The sequence below is a fragment of the Microbacterium sp. LWH10-1.2 genome, assembly GCF_038397765.1.
Lineage (GTDB): Bacteria > Actinomycetota > Actinomycetes > Actinomycetales > Microbacteriaceae > Microbacterium > Microbacterium natoriense.
In genome coordinates, this window is record NZ_CP151638.1 from 2,329,839 (window position 1) to 2,347,435 (window position 17,597).

The following is a 17,597-nucleotide window of genomic DNA, read 5'->3' on the forward strand; positions in this document are numbered from 1 at the left end:
GTTGACCCATGATCGCCCGTGAGCTCGCCGTCGCCCTGCGCGAGGCCGGGCTGGTGTGGCACCCCGCCGAGGGAGACCGCTTCCAGCTCGATCTGCCCGATGAGGTGGAGCTCGAGGCGGAAGCCGACATCTTCACCGTGAGCGAGATGACGATCGAGGCGCGTCAGACCCCGAGCGGCACCGACCTCGCGTTCAACGGCACGACGGAGTGGGCGCTCGACGCCGTGACCCTCGCGGACGCCGTGTGGCTGCCCCGAGAGGATCAGCTGCGCGACCTCCTCCGCGGCACCTTCCGTCGGCTGACCCGCCTCAGCGACGCCTTCCTCGTCGAGATCGAGATCGCCGGGGAGACGCGGGCGTTCGAGCATCCGGATCCTGCGGAGGCGTACGGCCTTGCGCTTCTGGAACTGATCTCCCGCTCGCACTGACCCTCCCCTCCCGCTCCGGGACTCCGGAGATCGGGCGGCGCCGGCCATCCGGATACCGCTCGACTCACGCACTGCACAGAAGAGGCAGATCTCGCATCTCCGGTTTCTCCGGAGTTCTGGAGTGCCGACCCCGAGCACGGCGGAGGGCTCTGTCTTGCGCGCGACGACGCCCCGTGTCAGAATTACCTAACGAACGGTCAGTAAAGAAGGCCGGACCCTGAGGAGTCGATGATGACCAGCCCCGCAGACCTCTCCCTCGTGAACGAGGAGCTCTCCGACGAGGAGCGCCTGTTCGACGAGCTCATCGCGAACGAGCAGCGCATCGAGCCCCGGGACTGGATGCCCGACGCCTACCGCAAGACGCTGATCCGTCAGATCTCGCAGCACGCGCACTCCGAGATCATCGGCATGCAGCCGGAGGGCAACTGGATCACCCGCGCGCCGAGCCTCAAACGCAAGGCGATCCTCATGGCGAAGGTGCAGGACGAGGCCGGCCACGGACTCTACCTCTACTCCGCCGCACAGACCCTCGGCATCACCCGCGACGAGATGATGGACCAGCTCATCAGCGGCAGGGCCAAGTACTCCTCGATCTTCAACTACCCCACCCCGACCTGGGCCGACATGGGCGCGATCGGCTGGCTCGTCGACGGCGCCGCGATCTGCAATCAGGTGCCGCTGTGCCGCGCCTCCTACGGCCCGTACGGCCGCGCGATGGTGCGCGTCTGCAAGGAGGAGTCCTTCCACCAGCGGCAGGGCTTCGAGATCCTGCTGACGCTCATGCAGGGCACCGAGGAGCAGCGGCAGATGGCGCAGGATGCCGTGAACCGCTGGTACTGGCCGAGCCTGGCGATGTTCGGACCGCCCGACGACCAGTCCCCCAACTCCGCGCAGTCGATGAAGTGGAAGATCAAGCGCTTCTCCAACGACGAGCTGCGCCAGCGCTTCGTGGGGATGCTCGTGCCGCAGGCCGAGATCCTCGGCATCACCCTGCCCGACCCCGATCTGCGCTGGAACGACGAGACCGGGCAGTACGACATCGGCGAGATCGACTGGGACGAGTTCTTCGAGGTGCTCCGGGGCAACGGCCCCTGCAACGCCGAGCGTCTCGAACGGCGCCGCACGGCGCACGCGGAGGGCGCATGGGTGCGCGAGGCCGCGGCCGAGTACGCCCGCAAGCAGCGTTTCGGCTCGCCTGCGGCTCGCTCGACGACCGGTCGGGGAGCGGCGTGATGGCGACCCCCGGCGCCGACGAGCGCGAACCCTGGCCCCTCTGGGAGATCTTCGTGCGCGCGAACCGCGGACTCAGCCACGTGCACGTGGGCTCGCTGCATGCTCCGGATGCCGACATGGCGATCCGCAACGCCCGCGACCTCTACACGCGCCGCGGTGAGGGCGTGTCGATCTGGGCGGTGCCCGCCGAGGCGATCACGACGAGCGACCCGGACGCGAAGGGCGCGTACTTCGAGAGCCCCGCCGGCAAGAACTACCGCCACGCCGTGTACTACACGGCGTCCGAGGGGGTGCCGCACCTGTGAGCGACGACATCCACGGCGACGTCTCCGTCGACGAGCTCCGGCTGAGCGACGAGCTCGCCGGCTCCGGGGCGATCGCGGCATCCGCCGACATCGCCGAGTACGCCCTGTGGCTCGGGGATGACGCGCTAATCCTCTCGCAGCAGCTGGGCGCCTGGATCTCGAACGCCCCCGAGCTGGAGGAGGACGTAGCCCTCGGCAACATCGCCCTCGACTTGCTCGGCCACGCCCGCTCGCTGCTGCGCTACGCCGGATCCTTCGACGGCCGCAGCGAAGACGACCTGGCCTACTTCCGCGACGAGCCGGAGTTCCGCTGCGCCTGGATCGTGGAGCAGCCGAACGGCGACTTCGCACAGACCATCGCGAGGCAGTTCATCGTCGCGACCTACATGTTCGAGCTGTACTCCGCGCTGCGCGGGAGCACCGACGAGACCTTCGCCGCGATCGCCGAGAAGGCGCTCAAGGAGGTCGACTACCACCGCGACCACGCCGTGCAGTGGGTGCTGCGTCTGGCCGGCGGCACGGAGGAGTCGCGGACCAGGATCGTCCGCGCGTTCGGCGACGTCTGGCCCTACGTCGAGGAGCTGTTCCGCGACGACCCCCTGATCGACCGCCTCGGAGACGCCGCGGTGCGTCCGTCGTCGCTGCGCGCCGGTGTCGACGGGGTCATCGACACCGTGTTCGCCGAGGCGGAGCTGTCGACGCCCGCCGTCGCCGCATCGTCTGCCGGCGGTCGGCACGGAGCCCACGCGACCCCGCTCGGCCACCTCCTCGCGGAGATGCAGGTGCTCGCCCGCCGGCACCCCGGGGCGACATGGTGACCGCGGGCGAGGCCCGGTCGCAGGCTCCCTCGCTCGACGGCCGGGATCACGACGCGTGGCGGGTCGCGGCATCCGTCGCCGACCCGGAGGTGCCGGTGCTCACCATCGAGGACCTCGGCGTGCTGCGTGCGGTCGAGGTGGACGGAGACGCCGTGCGCGTCGACATCACGCCCACCTACAGCGGCTGCCCCGCGATGGACGCGATCCGCGACGACGTGATCCTCGCTCTCACCGTCGCGGGGTACGCGGAGGTCGACGTGCGGCTCGTGCTCTCCCCCGCCTGGACCACGGACTGGATGTCGGATGCCGGCAAGCGGAAGCTGACGGAGTACGGCATCGCCCCGCCCTCCGGCCGCGCCGCCGTGTCGACCGGCCCCATCCGGCTCGCACTCAGCGTCCGCTGCCCGCGATGCGGGTCGCTGGACACGCGTGAAGTCTCCCGCTTCGGCTCGACCTCCTGCAAGGCGCTGTTCGAGTGCCGTGCGTGCCTCGAGCCCTTCGACCATTTCAAGGTGCACTGATGTCGCTGTTCGCCTCCGCTCGCACCGCCCCGGCATCCGCCCCCTCGCGCGGCGTCTCCGGCGAGCGCACGCGCGCTCGCTTTCACACGCTCACGGTGGAGGACGTGCGTCCCCTCACCGACGATGCGGTCGAGGTCACGTTCGCCGTGCCCGCCGAGCTCGCCGACGACTACGACCACCTGCCCGGCCAGTACGTGGCGCTCAGGACGACCCTCGACGGCGTCGAGGTGCGGCGCTCGTACTCGCTGTGCCGCGCGCCGGAGCACAGGGGCGCGGGGCAGCCCACGCGTCTCAGCGTCGCCGTCAAGCGCGACGAGGGCGGGCTGTTCTCGACCTGGGCGCAGACCGGGCTGCATCCGGGGTTCCGCATCGACGTGATGAGCCCGCAGGGGACCTTCACCTCGGGTCTCGACGACCTCGACCAGCGCCATGTCGTCGGCATCGCCGCTGGTTCCGGCATCACGCCGCTCATGGCGCTCGCGCACACCGTGCTCACGCGCTCGGAGACCTCGCGCTTCACGCTGCTCTACACGAACCGGTCGACGCTCGACGTGATGTTCCTGGAGGACCTGGCCGACCTCAAGGACCGCTACCCCACCCGGCTCACGCTGCACCACGTGCTCTCGCGCGAGCAGCGCACGGCGCCGGTGCTCTCCGGCCGCATCGACGAGGAGAAGCTGCGGACGATCCTGCGGGTGCTCATCGATCCGACCGATGTGGACGAGTGGTTCCTGTGCGGCCCGCTGTCTCTCGTCGACCTGTGCCGCGAGGTGCTCGCGGATGTCGGGGTGGCCCGCGAACACATCCGCTTCGAGCTGTTCACGACGGGCGACGAGCCGCTGCGCACCGCGCGCCCGGTCGAGGTGCGCAAGGGCGAGAAGACGTTCCGCATCGAGGTCAACCTCGACGGCGTCTCTTCGACCGTCGAGAGCCCCGTCGACGCCCACGAGTCCGTGCTGAACGCCGCGCTCCGGGTGCGCCCCGACGCCCCGTTCGCGTGTGCGGGCGGCGTCTGCGGCACGTGCCGCGCGCGGGTCATCGAGGGCAGTGTGACCATGACCGAGAACTACGCCCTGGAGCCGGACGAGCTCGAACGCGGCTACGTCCTCACCTGCCAGTCCCACCCCACGAGCGACCGCGTCGTGGTCGACTACGACGTGTGAAGCGGAGCATCCGATGATCGACCTGAGCATCCACGACGACGTCGCCACCATCGTGCTGAACGCGCCGTCGCGCCTCAACGCGCTCGACGAGCAGGCGCTGCACGGCCTGGGCATGGCCTACGACGAGGCGGAGGCCGCAGGTGTGCGCGCCCTGGTGCTCCGCGGCGAGGGCCGGGCGTTCTGCGCCGGCCGCGACATCTCCGGCGTGGATCCGAGGGATGACGACGTCATCGGCTACCTCGACGGCCTCGTGACCCCGCTGCTGCAGCGGATGTCGCGGTTCCCCGCGCCGACCTTCGCCACCGCCCACGGAGCATGCCTCGGTGTGGGACTCGGGCTCCTCATCGCCACCGACGTCGTGTACGTGGCGGAGTCCGCGAAGATCGGCTCGCCGTTCGCTGCCCTCGGCGCCACGCTCGACTCGGGCGGCCACGCGCTTTTCCTCGACCGTCTCGGCGCCCACAAGACGCTCGACCTCATCTACACCGGGCGTCTGATGAGCGGCACGGAGGCGGTGCAGTCCGGCCTGTTCTCCCGGGTGCTCCCCGACGACGAGGCGGCGCAGGCGACGACGGATGCCGCGACCGCTGCGGCCCGCGGAGCCACGGCCGCGTTCCTCGCGAGCAAGCGGCTCGTCGCACGGATCCGCGACGAGCGCCTCGCGCTGTGGGATGCGGTGGGCATCGAGAACGCCGCCCAGGCCGCGCTCTGCGACACCGACGACTACCGCGAGGGCTTCGCGGCGTTCCAGGAGAAGCGGAAGCCGGAGTTCCGCGGCCGCTGACTCGCCTGCTCCCTGGATCTTCCCGTCCTGCCCCACGTCTGTGATGGATCAGAGACGTCGCTGAGCACGTCGTCCCCCGAGCGTTTCTGATCCATCGCCGATCGGTGCGAGACGGGGAGAGGGTGACCGAGGGCCGTCAGATCGCGTGCCGGATGTCGGATGCCGGTGGGATGATTCGGGGATGAAGCTCGGTGAGGTCGTCTCTGCGGCGGACGAGGCCGGGGCGACCGCGTCGCGCCTGGCGAAGATCGATGCCCTGGCGCGGGTCATCGCGCCGGCCGACCCCGACGAGGTGCCGGCGCTGATCGGCCTGCTGCTCGCGGCTCCGCGGCAGGGGCGGCTCGGCGTCGGGTGGCGCACCCTCATGGACCTCGACGTCGTGCACGCGGATGCCGCGGCGCTGACGATCGGCGAGGTCGACACCGCCCTCGACGGGCTCGCCGCCGCGTCGGGAGCCGGATCCGTGTCGGCCAGGCACGCGCTCCTCGTCGAGCTCGCCTCTCGCGCGACCGCGGCGGAGTGGGACTTCCTCGCCCGCTCCATGCTCGGCGAGCTGCGCACCGGCGCGCTCGCGGGCGTCCTGCTCGACGCGATCGCGCGGGCATCCGACCGCCCTCCCTCCGCCGTCCGCCGAGCGGCGATGCTGTCGGGCGACCTCGGCGTCACCGCGGTGATCGCCCTCACCGGCACCCCCGACGAGCTCGACGACGTCGGTCTCGTCGTGGGCCGCCCCGTGCTGCCGATGCTGGCCTCGACCGCCGCGACGCCGACGGCGGCGCTGGAGCTGACGGGAGAGTCGTCGGTCGAGTACAAGCTCGACGGCGCGCGCATCCAAGTGCATCGGCACGGAGACGAGGTCGGCGTGTTCACGCGCAGTCTCGCCGACATCACTCACCGCGTGCCCGAGATCGTGGAGATCGTGCGCGGCCTCCCGGCGAACGACCTCATCCTCGACGGCGAGACCCTCGCGCTCGATGAAGACGGAGGCCCGCGCCCGTTCCAGGAGACCATGTCGCGGTTCGGCGCCGAGGCCTCGCGCGACCTCGCGCTGCGGCCCTGGTTCTTCGACCTGCTCCACGTCGACGGACGCGACCTCATCGATGAGCCGCTCTCGGTGCGGCTGGCCGAACTCGATCGGGTCGCCGAACGCTGGCGGATGCCCGGCGTCGTCACGGGCGACGCCGACGCCGCGGAGCGGCTCTCCCGCGATGCTCTCGCCGCCGGTCACGAGGGCGTCGTGGTCAAGAGCATCGACTCGCCCTACGCCGCCGGTCGGCGCGGGAAGTCCTGGGTCAAGGTCAAGCCGGTGCTCACGTACGACCTCGTGGTGCTCGCCGCCGAATGGGGGTCGGGGCGCCGCCGCGGCTGGCTGTCGAACCTGCACCTCGGCGCACGCGATCCCGACGGGGAGTTCGTCGAGCCAGGGGGCTTCGTGATGGTCGGCAAGACCTTCAAAGGGCTCACCGACGAGCTGCTCCGCTGGCAGACGGAGACCTTCCCGCAGCACGAGGAGAGGCGCACGGCATCCGCTGTCTTCCTGCGCCCCGAGCTGGTCATCGAGATCGCGATCGACGGCGTGCAGCGCTCACCGCGGTATCCGGGCGGCCTCGCCCTGCGCTTCGCGCGCGTCAAGGGCTACCGACCGGACAAGACCCCCGAGGGCGCCGACACGATCCAGACCCTGCGCGCTCTGCTCCGCGGGTGAGTCCCGCGCAGTCCGCGCGCGACGTCCCACGTCAGGCGGAGGGAGCGAGCCCCAGGTCCTCTTCGCGCACCGTGCCCTGGAACGACCACGGGAAGTTGATCCAGAGATCGGTGTCCTTCCAGGCGTAGTCGGGCTGGATGATCGTCGACGGCTTCGTGTAGATGGTGACGGAGCGCACGTCGGCGCCCTTCTCCTTCAGCAGCTCGACGGCGAGCGCGAGGGTGCGCCCGGAGTCGGCGACGTCGTCGACGAGGAGCACGCGACGTCCGTCGAGGTAGGCCATGTCGAGCTCTGGGGGCAGCACCTCCGGAGCGTCGAGCACCGTGCCGATGCCCGTGTAGAACTCGACGTTGATCGCGCCGCAGTTCTTCGCGCCGAGCCCGTACGCGATCGCGCCGGCCGGGAGCAGCCCGCCCCGAGCGATCGCCACGACGACCTCCGGCTCGAAGCCGCTGTCGAGGATCTTGCGCGCGAGGTCGCGCGTCGCGGATCCGAAGCCGTCCCAGGTGAGCGTCTCGCGCTCGTTCGATGCATCAGTCACCGGTACATTCTCGCTCATGCACGGGCGTCGCGCCGCCGGGTCGGAGGATGCGCTACAAACGAAGGACCATGTGCCGCCTCTTCGCCTTCGTCTCCCCCACCCCGTCGTCGGTGCGCCGCGAACTCGGCGACACCGGTATGGAGCGCCTGATCTCCCTCGCCCGCCTGCACGGAGACGGCTGGGGCTGGGCCGGGGTCGAGCGTCGGCACGAGACGCCCGTGGTGCGCAAGTCCGCTCTCTCGGCGGTCTCCGACCCCGATTTCGAGGGCGCGGCGACCACGATGGCCCAAGCTGCGATGGTGCACCTGCGGTGGGCGACAGCGGGCATCGAGATCGCCGACCGCAACGCTCACCCTTTCCTCCGCGGCGCCGTGGCCTTCGAGCACAACGGCTCGCTGAAGCCGATCGAGAGCGCCCGCGCCCTGCTCTCCCCCGAGAGCCTCGCCGAGATGACCGGGGAGACCGACAGCGAGATGTACTTCACCCTCATCCGCGAACGGCTCGCGCTCGGCATCCCGCTCTCCGCGGCGACGGCCGATGCGGCCCGCATGCTGCGCGAGGTCTTCCCTCTCGCGAGTCTCAATGCGATCATGCTCGACCGGGAGCAGATGGTCGTGGTGCGCGCGAGCGCACGCAGCGTGCTCTCCGACGACGACCTCGACGAGATCGCGCAGCATCCGCTGCTGCCCGAGGAGCACAACGAGGACTACTTCGCTCTGCGTTGGACGCGCACGGACGACGGCACCCTGCTGATCGGCTCCACGGGGGTCTCCGGGTACGACTGGGAGGCTCTGCCGCCCGAGTCGGTCACGACGATCCGCCTCGACGACCTCACCGCATCGACGGTGCTCCTGCACCGCGCCGAGTCGGACGTCACTCGAGCCGGGTGATCTCGACGGAGACGAAGAGCTCCGAGGCGCTCGGCCCCGCGTAGACCCCGCGCAGCGGAGCCACGTCGCCGTAGTCGCGACCGTGCCCCACGTACACGTGAGACTCCCCGATCTCGACGAGGTTGGTCGGGTCGTATCCGCGCCACCGTCCCGAGTACCACTCCACCCAGGCGTGCGACTCGCCGATCACCGGCTGCCCGATCCCCGCTGAGGGGTCGGGGTGCAGGTACCCGGACACGTACCGCGCGGGGATGCCGGCCGCTCGCAGCACCCCGAGCGCGACGTGGGCGATGTCCTGGCACACCCCCGAACGCGTCGGCCAGGCGTCTCGCGCCGTGGAGCTCACCCCGGTCACCCCTCGCCGGTACTCCATCGCCTCCCCGACCGTCCGGCAGATCTCGAAGGCCGTCTCGTCGACGTCGCCGCCCTCCGCCTCGATGCGCAGGGCCAGGTCGCGCATCTCGTCATCGGGTTCGGTCGCCGGCGTCTGCGCCACGCACTCGGCGAGCGCGAGCGACAGCGGGATGCGGGCGGCCAGCTCGTCCCAGTCGATCGAGGCCGCCGCAGCCGGAGCGGGCCGCACGTCGACCACGCTCGTCGCGGTGACCGACAGCAGCTGGTGGGGCGTGAGCACCTCGAACGTGGACACCCTCGTATCCCAGTAGTCCGCGTAGGAGTGCTGGGTGGCGGTCGGCGTGATCTCCAGGTTCGCCTGCAGCACGAACTGCCCGTCGCGCGAATGCGGCAGCATCCGCGCCTCGTTGTACGACGCGGTGGCCGGCTTCTCGTAGCGGAACCCGGTCCTGTGCACGATCCGCAGCCGGCTCACAGCGCTTCTCCGATCCACACCGGCATCGCGATCGACGGGAAGTAGCGCTCCCTGATCGCGTCGCTCGCCATCGACATCCCCACCTGCACCTCTTCCATGCTCTCCGACAGGCGATGCACGATGTCGCCGATCGGCCGGTACTCCAGCTCCGACCGCATCCGTCCGAGCACGCGGTGCGCGCGGTCGGGTGCTCCGAACGCGCCGGCCGGGTCGATGCCGCGCAGACAGTCCTCGGCCTGCAGGATGCTCGACAGCACCGAACGAGGGAACAGCCGATCCACCAGGAGGAACTCGAGGGCGGACGCCGCGGTCGGCATCGCCCTGTGACTCCGGAGGTGCGCCTCGTACGCCCCGCAGCTGCGCAGCAGGGTCGTCCAGCTGGGTCCGGCGGCGTCCGTCAGCGACCGCGTGGCGAGGAGCCGTGCGGTCATGTCCGCGCGTTCGATCGACCGCCCGAGCACGAAGAAGTGCCAGGCCTCGTCGCGGCTGGTCGAGGAGTCCACCACCCCGAACGCGAGGGCGGAGCGGTCGCGCACCCAGCGGAAGAACGGGTGGGTCTTGTCGGAGGCGATGCGACGCGGCATCCGCGCGTTGGACTCGTTGAGCGTCTCCCACAGGTCGGTGGAGATGATCTCCCTGGCGCGCCGCGCGTTCTCCCGAGCGGAGGCGATCGAGTGCGCGATGGATGCCGTGTGCTCCCTGTCGAGGGCGAGCAGGCGCACGACGTCGTCGCGGCTCAGCACGACGTCCGGCTCTGCGCTGGTGCCCATGACCGACAGGAGCGCACGGCACGCCGTGTCCTCCTCGACCCAGGGGTCCTCCAGCAGCAGCTGCAGGTGCACGTCCAGGATGCGCGCGGTGCCGTCGGCGCGCTCGACGTAGCGGCCGATCCAGAACAGCGCCTCGGCGATGCGGCTCAGCACGACGCACCTCCCTGCTGTTGCTGCTGCTGCTGTTGCTGCTGGTGGTGCCGCGCCTCGACGTCCTCGTCCTGCGGGGACGAGAGGAACGGAGGGTGCGGGTCCTCGCGGGGAGGCGCGACCACGGCGATCGCTCCGGTGGCGAGCGAGACCTCGTCGGATGCCGGGTCGGGTGCCCCCGCGAGAGTCGTCGGCCCGGTGAACAGCGAGGGGTCGAGCACCCACGTGTCCTTCGAGCCGCCGCCCTGACTGGAGTTCACCACGAGCTGCCCCTCCGGCAGGGCGACCCTCGTCAGTCCGCCGGGGAGCACCCACACGTCGTCGCCGTCGTTCACCGCGAAGGGGCGCAGATCGACGTGCCGCGGACGGAACCCGTCTTCGACGAGCGTCGGGATCGTGGAGAGCTGCACCACCGGCTGGGCGATCCAGCCGCGGGGGTCCGCGAGGAGGGTGCGGCGCAGCTCCTCCAGGGTGGCGCGGGAGGCGTCAGGCCCGACGACGAGCCCCTTGCCCCCTGACCCGTCGACCGGCTTCACCACGAGCTCGTCCAGCCGATCCAGCACCTCCTCCAGAGCGGCGGGCTCCTCCAGCCGCCAGGTGTCGACGTTGGGGATGATGGGCTCCTCGCCCAGGTAGTACCGGATCAGGGCCGGGACGTACGTGTAGACGAGCTTGTCGTCGGCGACGCCGTTGCCCACCGCGTTCGCGATGGTGACGGTGCCGAGCCGCGACGCCAGCATGAGCCCCGGGGCGCCGAGCACCGAATCGGGGCGGAAGTGCTGCGGATCGAGGTACTCGTCATCCACACGCCGGTAGATCACGTCGACACGCGTGGGGCCTGCGGTCGTGTGCATCCAGACCCGTCCGCCAGAGCAGAAGAGGTCACGCCCCTCGACGAGCTCGACGCCCATCATCCGCGCGAGAAGAGTGTGCTCGTAGTAGGCCGAGTTGTGCACTCCCGGGGTCAGCACCACGACGTTCGGGTGGTCGACGCCCTCCGGCGCGGCCGCACGCAGCGCCTGAAGCAGGCGCCCCGGGTAGTCGACGACGGGCCGCACGCGGAGGCTGGTGAACAGCTCGGGCAGGGTCTGCGCCATGACCCGCCGGTTCGCGAGGACGTAGCTGACGCCGCTCGGAACGCGGACGTTGTCCTCCAGCACCCTCCACGCCCCGGCCTCATCGCGGATGACGTCGATCCCGGCGACGTGGATGCGCACGCCGTTCGCCCCGACGATGCCCGCCGCCTGACGGTGGAAGTGCGAGGAGGAGCTGATGAGGGATGCCGGGATGACCCCGTCCTGCACGGCGAGCTGCGGACCGTAGACGTCGGCGAGGAACGCCTCCAGCGCCCTGACCCGCTGCTTCACACCGGATTCGACGTAGAGCCAGTCGTCCGCCGCGACCACGCGCGGCACCACGTCGAGCGGGAACGGGCGCTCCTCCCCCGCGAAGTCGAAGGTCACGCCCTGGGCGAGGTAGCTGCTGGCGAGCGCATCCGTGCGCGCCCGCAGCTCGCTGTCGTCCATACCGGCCAGCGCCGGGTACAGATCCCGATAGGGGCCGCGCACCTCTCCATCCGGCGCAGCCGGGAACATCTCGTCCCAGGGTCCAGGCCCGGTCCGCACCGCGCTCCGTCGTGAGGTGTATCCGTTGAACAGCGACTCCATGACCGCATGCTTCCGCGTCGCGGTTTCCACGATGTTACGGTCGCGAGACAGCGCCGAGTCGGGCCCTCTCGCGCTAGAATCGACGGGTCCGGCTCTGACGAGGCCGGTGCCTGAAAAAGAGGCACGAAGCGCCCCGCATCGCAGCGGGGGCGAGACACATACGGAACAGCATCCTCCGTCCCTGTCTCGAAAGGCTTTCGCATGCCCACCGTCTCCGCGCACGTCGCACTCACCCTCGCCCAGCACATCGACGCCGTCTTCGGCGTGATGGGCAACGGCAACGCCTACTTCCTCGACGCCATCGAGACCCAGACGGATGCCGTCTTCACAGCCGTCCGCCACGAGCAGGGCGCCGTCGTGGCCGCCGACGCGCACTTCCGCGCCTCGGGGCGCATCGCCGCCGGCACCTCGACGTACGGCGCCGGCTTCACCAACACGCTGACCGCTCTGGCCGAGGCCGTGCAGGCGCACGTTCCGCTCGTGCTCGTCGTCGGCGACGAGCCCACCTCCGGCCCTCGTCCGTGGGACGTCGACCAGATCGCGCTCGCCTCCGCCGTCGGCGCCCGCACCTACACGGTCGGACGGGCAGATGCCGCCGCCACCACCGTCATCGCGATCGAGCACGCCCTGACCTACCGCGTGCCCGTGGTGCTCGCGATCCCCTACGACGTCGCCGCCCTCGAGGCCGGTGACGTGCCGCCGGCGCCGTCTCCGCGCATCCCCGCGCCGCTCGCTCCGCGCGGTGAGTTCGCCGAGGGGATGCTCGATGAGATCGCGCACGCCCTGCGCGGCGCCGAGCGCCCGTTCCTGCTCGCGGGGCGCGGCGCCTGGCTGGCCGGCGCCGGTTCAGCGCTCGGCGAGCTCGCCGCCCTCACCGGAGCACTGACCGCCTCGTCGGCGCTCGGCCGCGGCGTCTTCCCCGAGACGCAGTACGACCTGGGCGTGACCGGCGGCTTCGGCGCCGACGGAGCCATGGAGCTCGTCCGCACCGCCGATGTCGCCGTGGTCTTCGGCGCGTCGCTGAACCAGTTCACGATGCGCTTCGGCGAGCTGTTCGCGCCCGGAACCCGCGTCTTCCAGATCGACACCGCCCCCGCGGCCACCCACCCGCACGTCGGCGGCTTCGTGCGGGCCGACGCCCGCGTCGTGGCGGAGGAGCTCGTGACGCGCGTGGCCGCGGCATCCGCCACGTCTGCCGGGCCTGCCGGGCCTGCCGAGCCTGCCGAGCCTGCCGCGCCTGCCGGGCCTGCCGGGCCTGCCGAGCCTGCCGAGCACAGCTTCGGAGCGGAGACCGGACACGCCGGGCGGATCACCGATGCCCGCGGTGTGTTGGATACCACATCCGAAGCTGTGCCCGGTACCACATCCGAAGCTGTGCCCGGTACCGCATCCGAAGCGATGCCCGGTGTCACATCCGAAGCCGCGCCCGGTGTCATGCCCGCTCGTCCCTGGCGGGAGACGGTCGACGTCGCCGGCTCGCGCGCATACGAGACCGGCGACGACCTCGCCCCGGACGGACGGCTCGACCCCCGCTCGGCGGCACGACGCATCGCCGAGCTGCTGCCGGAGGACCGCGTGGTCGTGTCCGACGGCGGCCACTTCATCGGATGGGCGAACATGTACTGGCCTGTCGCTGCTCCCGACCGCATGATGATGGTCGGCACCGCCTTCCAGTCGATCGGTCAGGGCTGGCCGAGCGTCGTCGGCGCCGCGCTCGCGCGCCGTGAGTCGACCATCGTGCTCACGAGCGGCGACGGCGGCGGCCTCATGGCGATCGCCGACCTCGAGTCCGCTGTGCGCGCGGCGGCCGGACGGGGCATCGCCGTGATCTGGAACGACGCCGCCTACGGCGCCGAGGTGAACCTCTACGGGCTGAAGGGCCTCGCCGAGGGACCGATGCGCATCCCGGAGGTCGACTTCGCGGCGTTCGGCGCGGCCGTCGGCGCCGAGGGCGTCGTGGTGCGCACCCTCGCCGACCTCGACCGTCTCGGCGAGTGGGCGCGGGAGGATGCGGCCAGCCGCCGCTTCCTGCTCCTCGACCTGCGGATCTCGGGCGATGTCATCGCGCCGTACCAGCAGGAGATCATCCGCGTGAACTCCTGAGGTCGCCGACGCAAGTCGCGTTCCGCATGGTGAGATGAAGCATGCGCTACGTGTTCCGCCCCAGCGTCCTGAGCACGCTCATCACCACGATGAAGGCGATCGAGGTCCGCACGGAGACCGGCGCCCTCGTCGGGACGATCAGCCGAGGCACGATCACCGGAGCCAAGACGGCAGGGACGTTCTGTTTCGAGCCGGAGGGTGCGACGCCGACGACAGTGGGGATCGGCAGCTTCAGCCGGTCCTGGCTCAAGCGGCTCGTACGTCCTGACTACCTGGTGCGCCGAGGCGATCGCGAGGACCGGCTGAGCGACCGGCTCGGCGAGAACCTGCTCTACTTCGCGGTGGACGGAAGGATCGACGGCCACGACTACCTCGCCCGACAGGACTGGGACGACTCGGTCGAGGTCAAGGTCGATGGCGCCCTCGCTGCACGCTGGAACATCGACGACCTGAGCGGAACGGTCACGATCGACGCAGATCCGGAGGGCATGATCGCGGACCCGGCCTCCACGCTCTTCGCCGTGACCGTGCTCCTGCCCTTCATGCAGATGATCCACTCCGATGAGTCCGAGCTGATCGAGTCAATTCTCGACTGAGATCGAGCTCGGTTGAGTCAGTCCTCGGTTGAGTCGGTCCTCGACTGAGCTCCATACTCGACTGAGGTCGAGCCTCGGCTTCGATCCATCATCGACTGAATCGGCCCTCGACTGAGGTCGAGCCTTCGGCTGAGTCGGTCGGATGACCTCTGCGGTCCGGAACTGCTCACTGGACCGCAGAGGTCAACCGGTTCGAGCGCCCCTTCAACCGGGACGAACCGCATCGGTCCGACGCGGCTGCTCTCAGGCCTGCTGGTTCGCCGCCGCGTAGTCGGGCAGCTCCTGCAGGGTCCACGTGTTGCCGTCGGGGTCGTCGAACCAGACGAAGCGGCCCCAGCCGAGGTCTTCGACGCCGCGCGTCGTGACGCCGACGGCTTCGAGCTGCGCCTTCGCCTCGTCGGCGTTCGGGACGACCACCTGGATCGTCTTCTGCTGCCCCGGCTCGAGCGGGATGTCGAGACCGGTGCCGAAGGCGATCGAGCAGGCCGACCCCGGAGGGGTCATCTGCACGAACCGAAGCCCCTCGTAGGGCACCTGATCGTGGTCGGGATTGAAGCCGATCTTCGTGTAGAAGTCCTTCGCGCGGTCGACATCGGTCACCGGCACGAAGATGAGCTCGATCTTCCAGGTCATCGCACACACCCTCCATCGCGGGCATCTCCCGCTGCGACCAAGGTACGCGGGGCCTCCGACATAGCGACACCCCCTTCCGCGCGCTTCCGCTGACCGTGCATCCGACGCCGCATCGCCCCTCCGGCGCCTTCTCAGCCCTCGACAGCTCACCCTCTCAGGCCCCGGCCCCTGTCCCCCGACCCTCAGGCCCACGGCCCACGGGCCCTCAGAGCCCCCGATCGCAGGCCGCTCCGGTCCCGAGATCCGGACACCGCCCCCAGATCCGGACACACCAGCCGACAGCATCCGGATATCGGTCGATCCTCCGGACTTCAGCCTCCCGCGCCACATCGCTGCAACACTGCCCCTCTCACGCCCCGACTCCGCCGCGAGCCGCCCAAGCCCCGAACTCCAGCCCCAGGCGCCCCGAGAGATCCGGACGCCGCCCCCAGATCCGGACACACCAGCCGACAGCATCCGGATCTCGGCCGATCCTCCGGACTTCAGCCACCCGCGCGAACAGCTCTCCGGACGTCGACCGATCGGGCAACCCCCTCAGCCCCGGCCGGCTCCCTGCCCCGAGTACCGGACGACGCCCCGAGATCCGCACAACTGACCTGCATCCATCCGGGTCTCGGTCGATCTTCCGGATCTCAGCCGTCCGACGCGGGCCGGCCCCGCCCCTGACCCACCCGACGCGGGCTCAGAGCCATCCCTTGTCGAGAGCGATCCGCACGGCCTGCGCCCTGTTCGCGGCCCCGGTCTTGCCGATCGCCGCGGAGAGGTGGTTGCGCACGGTCCCCGCCGAGAGGAAGACCTCCGCGGCGATCGCGGCGGCCGATCTGCCGTCTGCGGCGAGACGCAGCACCTGCCGCTCCCGGTCGCTGAGCGGGTTCGCCCCGTCGAACAGGCTCTCCTCGGCGAGGGCCGGGTCCAGCACGCGCATGCCCGCGTGCACGCGGCGCACAGCATCCGCCAGCTTCTCCGCCGGACTGTCCTTGACGATGAAGCCGCTGGCACCCGCGTCCAGAGCCGAGCGCAGGTACCCGGGCCTGGCGAAGGTCGTGACGATGAGCACGCGGGTGCCGGGGTGCGCCGCCCGCAGCAGCCGGGTGGTCTCGATGCCGTCCATGCCCGGCATCTGGATGTCCATGAGGCACACGTCCGGCGCGGTCTCGGCCGCCAGGCGCACCGCCGTCTCCCCGTCGGCGGCGAGCCCGACGACCTCCAGATCGGGCTCCAGGTCGAGCAGAGCGCCGAGCGCTCCCCGCACGAGCGCCTGATCGTCGGCGATCAGCAGTCGGATGCCGTCGGTCACCAGGTCACCTCCACGCTCGTGCCGCCGGACTCCCCCGCGCCGAACGCGAACGATGCCCCCGCCGCCGCCGCCCGCTCCCGCATGCCGCGGACGCCGTTGCCCTCGCGCGCTCCAGGGCCGGCGCCGTCGTCGACGATCCGGAGCCGCCCCGGCGCGATCTGCACGTCGACACGGGTGGCGCCGGCATGCCGCAGCGTGTTCGTCGTCGCCTCCCGGAGGATCCACGCAGCGGTCAGCGCCTGCGCGGCGGAGAGCGCCCCCGGCGTCCCGTCGACGGCGAGCACGACGTCGGCCGATCGCAGCGCGTCGCGGCTGGATGCCAGCTGCTCGGTCAGCGTCGTCGCGCGCGCTCCGGAGACCGTGGCACGCACCCCGGCGATCGCCTCCGCGGTGAGTGCCTCGATGTCGGCGAGCTCGGCCTTCGCCCGCTCGGGGTCTGTGTCGATCAGACGCCTGACCAGCTGGGCCTTCAGCCCGACGACGGTGAGAGAGTGCCCGATCAGGTCGTGCACGTCGCGGGCGACCGCCTCCCGCCCCTCGCTCGTGGCGAGCTCGAGCCCCAGTCTCTCCGCCTCGTTCGAGCGCAGGATCAGCCAGGTGGACACGGTGTTCACGACCCCCAGCAGCACGATGATCGCGAGCACCGTGAGGAAGTCCAGCCCGCCGGGCAGGAGGAACACGCACAGCGCGGTGATCGTGACGGACGCCGCGAACGTGATCCAGTGCCAGACGCGGGTGAGCCCGTACGAGGCGAAGGACATGATGAACGGGAGGAAGCTGAGCGCCGATCCGCCCTCCGCGGGGATCGACATCAGGGCGCAGACGATCAGGAGCCCGAAGGTGACCCACTGCCGCGGAGCGACCGGGCGCCCCAGGCCGCCCCCGCCGCGCATGCCGTACATGAAGCCGACGACGTACAGCACGATGAAGGCGACCAGGGCGGTCCAGCCGACCACCACCCAGGCGATCGGCGCCTCGGAGCGGAGCAGCGAGAGGACGGGGTAGATCAGGAAGATGAGCCAGACGACGGCCATCAGCCAGCCGAATCGTGCCCAGGGATCCGCCGGATGCGCGGACCCCGCCCCTGAGCCGGATGCCGCCCATGCCGCGGGCGGAGCACCCGCTGCGGCGAGCGCCGCCGCGTCGTCTCGCTGATCGGTCATG

The 17,597-nt window shown here is 70.8% G+C and carries 18 protein-coding genes; 11 read left to right on the forward strand and 7 right to left on the reverse strand.

Features of this window, described 5'->3' with window-relative positions:
- Window positions 1-8: 8 nt before the first annotated feature.
- From MRBLWH10_RS11150 to MRBLWH10_RS11185, 8 genes are all read left to right on the forward strand, one after another.
- Window positions 9-428: a pilus assembly protein CpaE gene (locus tag MRBLWH10_RS11150; RefSeq protein WP_341939914.1), complete on the forward strand. Its 420-nt coding sequence runs from the start codon at window positions 9-11 to the stop codon at window positions 426-428.
- Between the two features lie 231 nt (window positions 429-659).
- Complete coding sequence (gene paaA, locus MRBLWH10_RS11155; RefSeq protein WP_105676661.1) at window positions 660-1,661, forward strand: 1,2-phenylacetyl-CoA epoxidase subunit PaaA; 1,002 nt, start codon at window positions 660-662, stop codon at window positions 1,659-1,661.
- A complete protein-coding gene (gene paaB, locus MRBLWH10_RS11160; RefSeq protein ID WP_105676660.1) occupies window positions 1,661-1,966 on the forward strand; it encodes a 1,2-phenylacetyl-CoA epoxidase subunit PaaB in 306 nt (101 codons plus the stop codon). Before paaA ends, paaB begins: the two co-directional genes overlap by 1 nt.
- Window positions 1,963-2,784 (forward strand): 1,2-phenylacetyl-CoA epoxidase subunit PaaC, encoded by an 822-nt coding sequence (gene paaC, locus MRBLWH10_RS11165; RefSeq protein ID WP_341939915.1) that lies wholly within the window; start codon window positions 1,963-1,965, stop codon window positions 2,782-2,784. Before paaB ends, paaC begins: the two co-directional genes overlap by 4 nt.
- Complete coding sequence (paaD, locus tag MRBLWH10_RS11170; protein ID WP_341939916.1) at window positions 2,778-3,305, forward strand: 1,2-phenylacetyl-CoA epoxidase subunit PaaD; 528 nt, start codon at window positions 2,778-2,780, stop codon at window positions 3,303-3,305. The genes paaC and paaD overlap by 7 nt, the downstream gene beginning before the upstream one ends.
- Entirely contained in the window at window positions 3,305-4,468 is a 1,164-nt protein-coding gene (gene paaE / locus MRBLWH10_RS11175; RefSeq protein WP_341939917.1) for a 1,2-phenylacetyl-CoA epoxidase subunit PaaE, read from the forward strand. The genes paaD and paaE overlap by 1 nt, the downstream gene beginning before the upstream one ends.
- A gap of 13 nt (window positions 4,469-4,481) precedes the next feature.
- The gene (locus tag MRBLWH10_RS11180; protein WP_341939918.1) at window positions 4,482-5,252 is read left to right on the forward strand and encodes an enoyl-CoA hydratase-related protein; all 771 of its coding nucleotides are present in this window, start codon (window positions 4,482-4,484) and stop codon (window positions 5,250-5,252) included.
- A 181-nt stretch (window positions 5,253-5,433) separates the two neighbouring features.
- Complete coding sequence (locus MRBLWH10_RS11185; protein ID WP_341939919.1) at window positions 5,434-6,957, forward strand: ATP-dependent DNA ligase; 1,524 nt, start codon at window positions 5,434-5,436, stop codon at window positions 6,955-6,957.
- A 31-nt stretch (window positions 6,958-6,988) separates the two neighbouring features.
- On the opposite strand, the gene MRBLWH10_RS11190 is transcribed toward MRBLWH10_RS11185, so the two are convergent.
- The gene (locus MRBLWH10_RS11190; RefSeq protein ID WP_223586868.1) at window positions 6,989-7,498 is read right to left on the reverse strand and encodes a phosphoribosyltransferase; all 510 of its coding nucleotides are present in this window, start codon (window positions 7,496-7,498) and stop codon (window positions 6,989-6,991) included.
- Window positions 7,499-7,566: 68 nt separating this feature from the next.
- On the opposite strand from MRBLWH10_RS11190, the gene MRBLWH10_RS11195 reads away from it, so the two are divergent.
- Window positions 7,567-8,388 carry a class II glutamine amidotransferase gene (locus MRBLWH10_RS11195; protein WP_341939920.1) on the forward strand — a complete coding sequence of 274 codons (822 nt, stop codon included), beginning with the start codon at window positions 7,567-7,569 and terminating at the stop codon, window positions 8,386-8,388.
- Here the strand turns inward: MRBLWH10_RS11195 and MRBLWH10_RS11200 are convergent.
- From MRBLWH10_RS11200 to MRBLWH10_RS11210, 3 genes are read right to left on the reverse strand one after another with little or no spacing between them, the layout of a single operon-like run.
- Window positions 8,372-9,217, reverse strand: coding sequence for a transglutaminase family protein (locus tag MRBLWH10_RS11200; protein WP_341939921.1), 846 nt, complete (start codon window positions 9,215-9,217; stop codon window positions 8,372-8,374). The two genes, MRBLWH10_RS11195 and MRBLWH10_RS11200, sit on opposite strands and share 17 nt — an antisense overlap.
- Window positions 9,214-10,140, reverse strand: a complete 927-nt coding sequence (locus MRBLWH10_RS11205) for an alpha-E domain-containing protein (protein WP_105676644.1) — start codon at window positions 10,138-10,140, stop codon at window positions 9,214-9,216. Before MRBLWH10_RS11205 ends, MRBLWH10_RS11200 begins: the two co-directional genes overlap by 4 nt.
- A complete protein-coding gene (locus MRBLWH10_RS11210; protein WP_341939922.1) occupies window positions 10,134-11,804 on the reverse strand; it encodes a circularly permuted type 2 ATP-grasp protein in 1,671 nt (556 codons plus the stop codon). The genes MRBLWH10_RS11205 and MRBLWH10_RS11210 overlap by 7 nt, the downstream gene beginning before the upstream one ends.
- A 201-nt stretch (window positions 11,805-12,005) precedes the next feature.
- Between MRBLWH10_RS11210 and MRBLWH10_RS11215 the strand changes: the two genes are divergently transcribed.
- Together MRBLWH10_RS11215 and MRBLWH10_RS11220 are read left to right on the forward strand one after the other, a co-directional pair.
- Window positions 12,006-13,907: a thiamine pyrophosphate-binding protein gene (locus tag MRBLWH10_RS11215; protein ID WP_341939923.1), complete on the forward strand. Its 1,902-nt coding sequence runs from the start codon at window positions 12,006-12,008 to the stop codon at window positions 13,905-13,907.
- Between the two features lie 50 nt (window positions 13,908-13,957).
- Entirely contained in the window at window positions 13,958-14,503 is a 546-nt protein-coding gene (locus tag MRBLWH10_RS11220; protein ID WP_341939924.1) for a hypothetical protein, read from the forward strand.
- A 243-nt stretch (window positions 14,504-14,746) separates the two neighbouring features.
- Here MRBLWH10_RS11220 and MRBLWH10_RS11225 read toward each other — a convergent pair whose 3' ends face one another.
- The 3 genes from MRBLWH10_RS11225 to MRBLWH10_RS11235 form a co-directional block, all read right to left on the reverse strand.
- Window positions 14,747-15,136 carry a VOC family protein gene (locus MRBLWH10_RS11225; RefSeq protein ID WP_223586872.1) on the reverse strand — a complete coding sequence of 130 codons (390 nt, stop codon included), beginning with the start codon at window positions 15,134-15,136 and terminating at the stop codon, window positions 14,747-14,749.
- A 682-nt stretch (window positions 15,137-15,818) separates the two neighbouring features.
- Complete coding sequence (locus MRBLWH10_RS11230; protein WP_341939925.1) at window positions 15,819-16,433, reverse strand: response regulator transcription factor; 615 nt, start codon at window positions 16,431-16,433, stop codon at window positions 15,819-15,821.
- Entirely contained in the window at window positions 16,430-17,596 is a 1,167-nt protein-coding gene (locus tag MRBLWH10_RS11235) for a histidine kinase (protein ID WP_341939926.1), read from the reverse strand. The genes MRBLWH10_RS11230 and MRBLWH10_RS11235 overlap by 4 nt, the downstream gene beginning before the upstream one ends.
- Window position 17,597 lies beyond the last annotated feature (1 nt).

Bases quoted from the DNA above. Each gene is read 5' to 3' on its own strand.
- MRBLWH10_RS11210 (WP_341939922.1), bottom strand. From the start codon at position 11,804: ATGGAGTCGCTGTTCAACGGATACACCTCACGACGGAGCGCGGTGCGG.
- paaE (WP_341939917.1), top strand. From the start codon at position 3,305: ATGTCGCTGTTCGCCTCCGCTCGCACCGCCCCGGCATCCGCCCCCTCG.
- paaA (WP_105676661.1), top strand. From the start codon at position 660: ATGACCAGCCCCGCAGACCTCTCCCTCGTGAACGAGGAGCTCTCCGAC.
- MRBLWH10_RS11235 (WP_341939926.1), bottom strand. From the start codon at position 17,596: ATGACCGATCAGCGAGACGACGCGGCGGCGCTCGCCGCAGCGGGTGCT.
- MRBLWH10_RS11195 (WP_341939920.1), top strand. From the start codon at position 7,567: ATGTGCCGCCTCTTCGCCTTCGTCTCCCCCACCCCGTCGTCGGTGCGC.
- MRBLWH10_RS11150 (WP_341939914.1), top strand. From the start codon at position 9: ATGATCGCCCGTGAGCTCGCCGTCGCCCTGCGCGAGGCCGGGCTGGTG.
- MRBLWH10_RS11180 (WP_341939918.1), top strand. From the start codon at position 4,482: ATGATCGACCTGAGCATCCACGACGACGTCGCCACCATCGTGCTGAAC.
- MRBLWH10_RS11225 (WP_223586872.1), bottom strand. From the start codon at position 15,136: ATGACCTGGAAGATCGAGCTCATCTTCGTGCCGGTGACCGATGTCGAC.
- paaB (WP_105676660.1), top strand. From the start codon at position 1,661: ATGGCGACCCCCGGCGCCGACGAGCGCGAACCCTGGCCCCTCTGGGAG.
- paaD (WP_341939916.1), top strand. From the start codon at position 2,778: ATGGTGACCGCGGGCGAGGCCCGGTCGCAGGCTCCCTCGCTCGACGGC.
- MRBLWH10_RS11185 (WP_341939919.1), top strand. From the start codon at position 5,434: ATGAAGCTCGGTGAGGTCGTCTCTGCGGCGGACGAGGCCGGGGCGACC.
- MRBLWH10_RS11215 (WP_341939923.1), top strand. From the start codon at position 12,006: ATGCCCACCGTCTCCGCGCACGTCGCACTCACCCTCGCCCAGCACATC.